Origin of the sequence: Phenylobacterium sp. (assembly GCF_031181185.1) — a bacterium.
In the GTDB taxonomy this organism is placed as follows: domain Bacteria; phylum Pseudomonadota; class Alphaproteobacteria; order Caulobacterales; family Caulobacteraceae; genus Phenylobacterium.
On sequence record NZ_JAPSKZ010000257.1, the window covers coordinates 1 to 3797 of the forward strand.

A 3797-nucleotide genomic window follows, 5' to 3' on the forward strand; every position below is an offset into this window, starting at 1 on the left:
CTTGGACGGGACCAGCATCCGGGTCGGCGCGTTGCAGCTCTGGCCCGAGTTGGTCATCACATGCATCACGCCGCGGGCGACGCTCTTCGAGAACGCGTCGTCGTCCAGCACGATGTTGGGGCTCTTGCCGCCCAGCTCCTGGTGGACGCGCTTGACGGTGGGGGCGGCGTTCTTGGCCACCTCGATGCCCGCGCGGGTCGAACCGGTGAACGACACCATGTCGACCTCCGGATGGGTCGACAGCGCCACGCCCACGCCCAGGCCGTCGCCGTGCACCAGGTTGAACACGCCGGCCGGAACGCCGGCGGCATGCATGATCTCAGCGAAGATCTGACCCGAGAAGGGCGCCACTTCCGACGGCTTCAGCACCATCGTGCAGCCCGTGGCGATGGCCGGCGCCACCTTGCAGGCGATCTGGTTCAGCGGCCAGTTCCACGGGGTGATGAAGCTGCAGACGCCGATCGGCTCCTTCACGATCAGGGTCTCGCCGCGGTCTTCCTGGAACTTGAAGTCCTTCAGGATCTGGGCGGCGGTGGCGAGGTGGCCCATGCCCGAGGGCACCTGGGCCCGCTGGGCGAGCGACGCGGGCGCGCCCATCTCCTCGGTGACCGCGGCGGTCAGGTCGCCGAAGCGCTTCTGGTACTCGGCCAGGATGCGCTGCAGGACGTCCAGGCGCTCCTCGCGGCTCGTCTGCGACCAGGTCTCGAAGGCGCGGCGGGCGGCCTTCACCGCCTTGTCCACGTCGGCGGCCGAACCCAGCGCGATCTTGCCCACGACCTCTTCGGTGGCGGGGTTCTCGACATCGAGGGTCTTCAGCTCGATCGGATCGACCCACTGGCCGTCGATGTAGAACTTCAGGTACTCGCGCATGCCGTCCTCCTGGACTTCTCGTCGTGCCGCCGGGCGTGCTGCCCCGACCGTTCAAACAGTCATTTTAATGATCGGCGTTCAGGGGGGAAGCCCCCGTCGCCACGTCATCGCTGGTGAATCTGTGGCTGGCCGGCCACCGGGCTGCGCGCCTTCAGCACATAGTCCGCGCGGATCGAGCCGATGTAGAGGTCCCTCAGGTCCTCGCCGCCCCAGGTCACGTTCGTCGGATGATTGACGATCTTGCCGCTGGGATCGTGGATCACCGTCTCGACCGCGGCGTCCGGCGTGATCGCCACGACCTTGTTCGAGGCGGGCAGGCAAACCCATAGATTCCCCTCGGCGTCGAAGCCGATGCCGTCCGTATAGCCCAGGTCGCCGCCGTGGCTGCCGACCCCTTCGCCCGGACGCATCAGGCGGCCCAGCACCGGGCCATAGCGCTCGCCGGGGCCCAGCCGCCCGCCCTCCTGGACCGGGAAGCGCAGCACGTCGGCGCCGCTGGTCTGGGCGCAGAACAGGTGCTGTTCGTCGGCCGACAGCGCCAGGCCGTTCGGGAATTTCAGCCCCTCCGCCACGATGCTGGCCGAGCCGTCGGGGCGCAGCACGAAGATGAAGCCGTCGGTGCGGCCGTCCAGCGCCTGCGGCCAGGTCTCGGCGTGGGTGGAGTTGGCGCACCAGATGTTCCCGGCCCGATCGATCACCGGATAGTTGGCGCTGGTCAGTCTGCGGCCCTCGACCTCGCTCAGCAGGGTCTCGTGCTCGCCCGTCGCCGGATCGAAGCGCTGCAGCGGCCCGTCCTGCCGGTCGTAGATGCCGAAGTTGGCGATCACGACACGACCCTGGGCGTCCATGTTGATCCCGTTCGGCGCCCCACCCCTCGGACCCATCCGTTTGAACGCGCCGCCGGGCAGCAGTTCGGCCACGGCGCACTGGTGGTCCGAGGCGAAGACCCGGCCATCCTTGCCCACGACCACGTCCTCGGGGCGGTCGATGCCCAGGGCGATCTTCTCGAAGGCTTCCAAAGGGATCGGCGACAGCGGCATGGATGGCCTCCCGTGGCTCTTGCGGAGAGAACCTTGACCGACAGTTCCGCCGTTGGACAAGTCGGCTTGCGGGGCGCCGCCTGCCTCGGTAAAGCCCGAGCGAGATTTTCAGGAGCCTGACCGTGATCGGCATCGCCAGCATCGCCATCTTCCTCGTCGTGATCGCCGCGCTGAACTTCTACGAGTTCGGCCGTCTCGACTAAGGGCGAAGGGGACCGCCTTCCATGGCCAGCCGCGGCGCTGCGTTGGTGACGGGCGGCGCGCGGCGGATCGGCCGGGTGCTGGCGGCGACGGCCGCCGAGGCCGGCTTCGACGTGGCCATCCACGTCCGCAGCGTCGACGACGCCGCCGAGGCCGCCGCCCAGGACGTCCGCGCCCGCGGCCGGCGGGCCGCCATCTTGACCTGCGACCTGCGCAAGGAAGCCGCCGTGGTCGCCCTGGTGGGCGAGGCCGAGGCCGAACTCGGTCCGGTCACCCTGCTGGTCAATTCCGCGAGCGTCTTCGAGGAAGATTCCTTCGCCGACTTCAACCGGGCGTCCTGGGACCTGCATCTGGAGACCAACCTGCGGGCGCCGCTGGTCCTCGCCCAGGCCTTCGCCCGGCGCCTGCCCGCCGACCGCGAGGGGCTGATCGTCAACATCCTGGACCAGCGCGTGCTGAACCCGCGTCCCGAATTCTTCTCCTATTCCCTGTCGAAGTCGGCGTTGTGGGACGCCACACGCATGCTGGCCGTGGCGCTTGCCCCGCGCATCCGCGTGAACGGCGTCGGCCCGGGCCCCACCCTGCCCTCGATCCATCAGGACGCCGCCGCCTTCGAGGCCGAGGCCCGTTCCACCTTGCTCGGCCGCTCGGTGCCGGCGGGCGAGATCGGCCAGGCCCTGCGCTACCTGATCGATGCCACATCCGTGACCGGCCAGATGATCGCCGTCGATTCCGGGCAGCACCTGTCATGAGCGAGCTGCGCCTCGCCGCCAGCCGGGTGTTCGTCACCGGCTTGAAGGTGCAGGCCGAGATCGGCGTCTACCGCCACGAGATCGGCCGCGTGCAACCGCTGATCGTCGACGTCGAACTGGATGTGCCCACGGTGGAGACCGACCGCCTGGCCGACACTCTGAACTACGAGACCATCCTGACCGCCGCCCAGGAGATCGCCGCCGGCGGTCACATCGATCTCGTCGAGACCTTCGCCCACCGGCTGGCCCGCCGTTGCCTGGAGGACGCCCGAGTCACGCGCGCCCGCGTCCGCATCGAGAAGCCCCTCGCGCTGGCGCCCGACGCCGTGGCCGCCGGCGTCGAGATCACGCTCGAACGCCCCTGAGCAGAAGCCCTTTCCCTTCTGCGCGGTTGAGGCATCATCGGCCATCGGGGACGGGAGCAGGACCATGACGGATAGACTTGGCTACGGGGCCGCCGAGGACCGCACGATGCCGGCGGTGGTGTACGGTCTCTACTTCCTGGCGTTCGCCACCGGGATCACCGCATTGATCGGACTGGTCATCGCCTACGCCCAACGCGACGGCGCAGGGGCGAAGATGCGCACCCACTACACCTTCCTGATCCGGACCTTCTGGATGTCGATTGCCTGGTGGATCATCGGCGGCTTCCTGGTGCTGTTCGGCGGGGTCTTCTCGATCATCCTGGTGGGGCTGCCGTTCCTGATGCTGGGCGGCCTGATCCTGGCGCTGGTCGGCGTCTGGTGGGCGATCCGCTGCGTCGTGGGCGTGATTTACCTGGCGCGGGACGAACCCTACCCGCGCCCAGAAGCCTGGCTGGCCTGACCTAGCGAAACCCGGCGGGCGCGGCGTATGGTGACGGCGTGAACGCGCCTGCCGACCCGCGCCTGATCCTCCGAGAAGACGAGCTGGACGCCGGGCTCGAACTCCTCAT

General features: G+C 68.9%; 5 protein-coding genes. 3 read left to right on the top strand and 2 right to left on the bottom strand.

What is annotated here, in order from left to right; all coding sequences use genetic code 11:
* Both RIF93_RS19325 and RIF93_RS19330 read right to left on the bottom strand, forming a co-directional pair.
* Positions 1-870, bottom strand: an 870-nt coding sequence (locus RIF93_RS19325; protein WP_309093076.1) for an aldehyde dehydrogenase family protein, incomplete at its 3' end; no start/stop codon positions are given.
* Positions 871-974: 104 nt separating this feature from the next.
* Positions 975-1910, bottom strand: coding sequence for an SMP-30/gluconolactonase/LRE family protein (locus tag RIF93_RS19330; RefSeq protein WP_309093077.1), 936 nt, complete (start codon positions 1908-1910; stop codon positions 975-977).
* Between the two features lie 224 nt (positions 1911-2134).
* Here RIF93_RS19330 and RIF93_RS19335 point away from each other — a divergent pair, with 224 nt between their 5' ends.
* The 3 genes from RIF93_RS19335 to RIF93_RS19345 all read left to right on the top strand — a co-directional run bounded on the left by RIF93_RS19335 (position 2135) and on the right by RIF93_RS19345 (position 3688).
* A complete protein-coding gene (locus RIF93_RS19335) occupies positions 2135-2863 on the top strand; it encodes an SDR family oxidoreductase (protein ID WP_309093078.1) in 729 nt (242 codons plus the stop codon).
* On the top strand, positions 2860-3228 hold the full coding sequence (folB, locus tag RIF93_RS19340; protein WP_309093079.1) for a dihydroneopterin aldolase: 369 nt from the start codon (positions 2860-2862) through the stop codon (positions 3226-3228). The genes RIF93_RS19335 and folB overlap by 4 nt, the downstream gene beginning before the upstream one ends.
* Before the next feature lie 64 nt (positions 3229-3292).
* Positions 3293-3688 carry a hypothetical protein gene (locus RIF93_RS19345; RefSeq protein WP_309093080.1) on the top strand — a complete coding sequence of 132 codons (396 nt, stop codon included), beginning with the start codon at positions 3293-3295 and terminating at the stop codon, positions 3686-3688.
* Positions 3689-3797 lie beyond the last annotated feature (109 nt).